Consider the following 4,477-nt stretch of genomic DNA (forward strand, 5'->3'; position numbering starts at 1 on the left):
ACTTCGTCCGCGCCGCGCGAGACCGGGCTGGCGACCACGTGGGCGCGTTCGCCGTGACGGCCGGGCTGGGCAGCGCCGACCGGGTCGCGGCGTTCCGAGCCGAGCTCGACGACTACAGCGCGATCATGCTCGAGGCCCTCGCGGACCGGCTGGCCGAGGCGTTCGCCGAGCGGCTCCACGAGCTGGTGCGCACCGACCTGTGGGGCTACGCCGCCGACGAGCAGCTGGCCAACGACGAGCTCATCGCCGAGAAGTACCGCGGCATCCGTCCGGCGCCCGGGTACCCGGCGTGCCCGGAGCACACCGAGAAGCGCACGATCTGGGATCTGCTGGACGTGGAGCGGGCCACGGGCATCGAGCTGACCGACTCGATGGCCATGTGGCCCGGGGCGTCGGTCAGCGGTCTGTACTTCTCGCACCCGCAGTCGCAGTACTTCGTGCTCGGCCGCCTGGGCCAGGACCAGGTCGAGGACTACGCCGCGCGCAAGGGCTGGACGATGGCCGAGGCCGAGCGGTGGCTGGGGCCGAACCTCGGCTACGAGCCCGAGGACTGACCGCCCGCTCGCGGAGCCGTCCCTTCGCACCCTGAACCTGGCGAGGGGGCGCCGCGACGGGCGCGCCGGCCGCGGCCACGCGGACTCGTGCTGCGTCCCTCCTCACCCCGTTCTCGACGAGCGGACCCACGTCCCGACGGGCAGAGTGGGAGCAGTCGAAACAGGAGGTCGCCATGACGAACCCGCTTCCCCCGGCAGGTGCCGCTTGCTAGCCCCGAAGGCCCGCGGCTCGCTCAGCGAGCAGGTGCTCGCCGCGCTCACGTCCGGTCAGGTCTCCCCCGCGCTCCGCGACGTCGCCCCCGACGGCCGCGAGGACGCCCAGATCACCCTGTGGTCGCTCTACGAGCTGCACTACCGCGGCTTCGAGGACGTCGACGACGCTCTCGAGTGGCACCCCGACCTGCTTGCCGTCCGCGCCGGCCTGGAGGCCGAGCTCGAGGCGGACCTGCGCGCGCGTTGCCCCGAGGTCGACCTCGGCGACGACTTCGCCGCCGGCCTGTTCTCGTTCATCGAGAACCACGAGGGTCCGTCGGTCGCGCGCTACGTGCAGCGCGACGCCACCCACGACCAGGTCATGGACCTGCTGCGCTGGCGCTCGATCTACCACCTCAAGGAGAGCGACCCGCACGCCTGGGTCGTCCCGCGCCTGTCGCCCGGACCCAAGGCCGCGCTCATGGAGCTGCAGTACGACGAGTTCGGCAACGGCGACCCGCAGCTGCTGCACGCGCACCTGTTCGCGAAGGGCCTGGCCGCCAGCGGGCTGCGTCCCGACTACGGCGCGTACATCGACGAGGCCCCGGTCGAGGTGCTCGAGGAGAACAACGCCATGAGCCTGTTCGGCCTGCACCGCCGCCTCCGAGCCGCGGCACTGGGACACCTCGCCGCGTTCGAGGCCACGAGCTCGGGCCCGTCGCGCCGCATGTCGCGCGGCCTGCACCGCCTGGGCTTCCCCGCCGAGATGTCCGCCTACTACGACGAGCACGTCGAGGCCGACGCGGTGCACGAGCAGCTGGCCGTCCGGACGATCGCGGGTGCCGTCGTCGCCGAGGACCCGTCGCTCGTCCAGGACGTCGTCCTCGGCGCGTTCAGCTGCCTGGACCTGGAGGACCGCTTCGCGGAGGCCGCCCTGGCCCGCTGGGGGGCGACCACCGATGCGTGAGCCCGAGACGTCGCCGACGCCCACCGTCGTCATGTGCCCCGGCGGCCCGATGCTGCTGCGCGGCAAGCACGTCGTGGCCGACGCCGACGGCAACCTGCACGAGACCCGCCGGCCCGTCAGCGCGGTGTGCCGGTGCGGCAAGTCCGCCCTGCAGCCGTGGTGCGACGGCACCCACAAGGTGCTTCCCGAGCGCGACCGACCCTGAACGGAGCCCCTCATGACCTCGGTGTGGACCGCTGACCTCCCACTCGACCCGTCCGACCCGCTGCAGGACGGCGACCGGTACGACCACGTCGTGGTCGGTGCCGGGCTGACCGGCCTCACCACGGCGCTGCTGCTGGCGCGCTCCGGCTCGCGGGTGGTGGTGGTCGAGGCCCGGACGCCGGGCACGGTGACCACCGGCCACACCACGGCCAAGGTGTCGCTGCTGCAGGGCACCAAGCTGTCGCAGGTCCTCAGCCGGCGCGGCGCGTCCGTCGCCCGCGACTACGTCGACGCCAACCGCGAGGGCCAGCAGTGGCTGCTGCGCTTCTGCGAGGACCACGGCGTCGCCGCGCAGATCCGTCCGGCGGTCACGTACGCCTCCTCGCCGAGCCAGGTCGAGACGGTGCGCCGCGAGCACGAGGCGGCGTCCAGCCTCGGCCTCGAGGTGCGCTGGCACGACCACCTGGACGTCCCCTTCGAGGTGCACGGCGCCACGCTGCTGCCGGGCCAGGCCCAGGTGGAGGCCGGCCAGATGGTCGCCGCGCTGGCCCGAGACCTGCGCGAGCACGGCGGCGCGATCGTGCACGGCCAGCGCGTCGTCAAGGTGCGCGCCGACGGCGACGCGGTCGTGGCGCACGTCGAGGACGGGCGGCGGGTCTTCGGCCGCCACCTCGTGGTCGCCACGGGCATGCCGTTCCTGGACCGGGGCTTCCACTTCGCGCGGCTCGACCCGCAGCGCTCGTACGTGGTGACGTTCACGGGCGTCACGGCGCCGGAGGGGATGTACCTCTCGGCCGGCACCCCGAGCCGGTCGGTCCGCGACGTCCCCCGGCCCGACGGCACGCAGCTCATGATCGGCGGCAGCGGCCACGGCGTCGGGCGTGACCCGAGCCCGGCGAAGCACCTGGACGAGCTGCGGGCGTGGACGGCCGAGCGCTTCCCCGGCGCGGTCGAGACCCACGCCTGGTCGGCGCAGGACTACTCCCCCGCCGACCACATCCCGTACGTCGGCGAGCTGCCCGGCTCGGGCGGACGCATCTTCGTCGCCACCGGCTACGACAAGTGGGGCATGACCCAGGGCGTTGCCGCGGCGCGGGCCGTCTCGTCCTGGATCCTGGGCAACGACCCCGCGTGGGCCCAGCCGATGCGCAGCAGCATGCCGACCCTGAGCGGCGCGGCCTCCGCGGCCCTCATCAACGGCAAGGTCGGCCTGGAGCTGGCCAAGGGCTACGTGAGGGCCGAGCTGGCCCCGCTGCCCGCGCACGCGCCGGCCGAGGGCGAGGGCGTCGTCGGCCGCCGCGGCGTGAAGCCGGTCGCGGTCTCCACGGTCGACGGACGCACGTGCGCGGTCAGTGCGGTGTGCACCCACCTCGGCGGCGTCCTGCGCTGGAACGACGCGGAGAAGAGCTGGGACTGCCCGCTGCACGGCTCGCGCTTCGACGCCGACGGCACGGTGCTGGAGGGCCCGGCGACGCGGCCGCTCGACCGCACCGAGCGCCCCGGCCGTGAAGCACGCTGGCTCCCCGCGTCGTCGCCCGCTGAGCCGCTGAGCGCGTCGCGCGCCGCACCGCGCCGGGCCCGTAGGGTGGAGACGTGGAACCTGAGATCCCCGAGCTTCGCCGGCCCTGGCTCGTCGCCTCCTTCGAAGGATGGAACGACGCGGCCGACGCGGCGTCCGGCGTCGTCGACCACCTCATCGACGAGTGGGACGCCAAGCCCCTGGTGGAGATGGATCCGGAGGACTTCTACGACTTCCAGGTCAGCCGCCCGCACATGGTGCGCGACGAGGACGGCAAGCGCGTCATCCAGTGGCAGACCAGCGCGATCTACTACGCCACGCCGCCGGGCGCCGACCGCGACGTGCTGCTGGTCCGCGGGCTCGAGCCCAACTACCGCTGGCGGCTGTTCGCCTCGACGCTGACCGGCCTGGCCAGCCTGGCCGGGGCCACGGACGTCGTGCTGCTCGGCGCGCTGCTCGCCGACAGCCCGCACACGCGCCCGGTGCCGGTGCAGGGCCAGGGCTCGGACCCGTCGGTGAGCGACCGGCTCTCCCTGTCGGAGTCGACCTACACCGGCCCGGTCGGCATCAACGCCGTCGTCGCCGACGCCGCGCAGGAGCAGGGCATGAACGTCGTGTCGCTGTGGGCCGCGGTGCCGCACTACCTCGCGGAGCCGCCGTGCCCGAAGGCGACGCTCGCGCTGCTGCACCGGCTCGAGGACGTCATGCAGCAGCCGCTCCCCCAGGGCGTCCTGCCGGAGATGGCCGAGGCGTGGCAGCGGGGCGCCGACGAGCTGCTCGAGAACGACCCCGACGTGGCCGAGTACGTGCAGGCGCTCGAGAGCGAGCGCGACGAGAGCGAGCTGCCCGAGGCGTCCGGCGACGCGATCGCCCGGGAGTTCGAGCGCTACCTGCGCCGCCGTGGCACCAACGGCACCGACTAGCGCGGCGGGCCGCTAGAGCGCGACGCCGAGCAGCGCGTCGACGGCGGCACGCACCGTGGCCGGCGCGGACTCGTCCGTTCCCTCGGCCGAGGCCCACTCGTCGACGACGGCCAGGGCC

Annotated in this window: 4 protein-coding genes and 1 pseudogene; all 5 read left to right on the top strand. The window is 74.0% G+C overall.

What is annotated here, in order from left to right; translation table 11 throughout:
- A partial coding sequence (locus AC2W7G_RS09835) for a vitamin B12 dependent-methionine synthase activation domain-containing protein (RefSeq protein ID WP_485868268.1) occupies positions 1 to 554 on the top strand: 554 nt, incomplete at its 5' end.
- Between the two features lie 205 nt (positions 555 to 759).
- Entirely contained in the window at positions 760 to 1,713 is a 954-nt protein-coding gene (locus tag AC2W7G_RS09840; protein WP_485868269.1) for an iron-containing redox enzyme family protein, read from the top strand.
- Positions 1,706 to 1,918, top strand: coding sequence for a CDGSH iron-sulfur domain-containing protein (locus tag AC2W7G_RS09845; RefSeq protein ID WP_485868270.1), 213 nt, complete (start codon positions 1,706 to 1,708; stop codon positions 1,916 to 1,918). Before AC2W7G_RS09840 ends, AC2W7G_RS09845 begins: the two co-directional genes overlap by 8 nt.
- A 12-nt stretch (positions 1,919 to 1,930) precedes the next feature.
- A pseudogene (locus tag AC2W7G_RS09850) lies at positions 1,931 to 3,391 on the top strand (FAD-dependent oxidoreductase); the annotation flags it as partial.
- Between the two features lie 119 nt (positions 3,392 to 3,510).
- Positions 3,511 to 4,359 carry a PAC2 family protein gene (locus tag AC2W7G_RS09855; RefSeq protein WP_485868271.1) on the top strand — a complete coding sequence of 283 codons (849 nt, stop codon included), beginning with the start codon at positions 3,511 to 3,513 and terminating at the stop codon, positions 4,357 to 4,359.
- Positions 4,360 to 4,477 lie beyond the last annotated feature (118 nt).

This window comes from Aeromicrobium sp. PFPM2_SD2 (assembly GCF_057364525.1).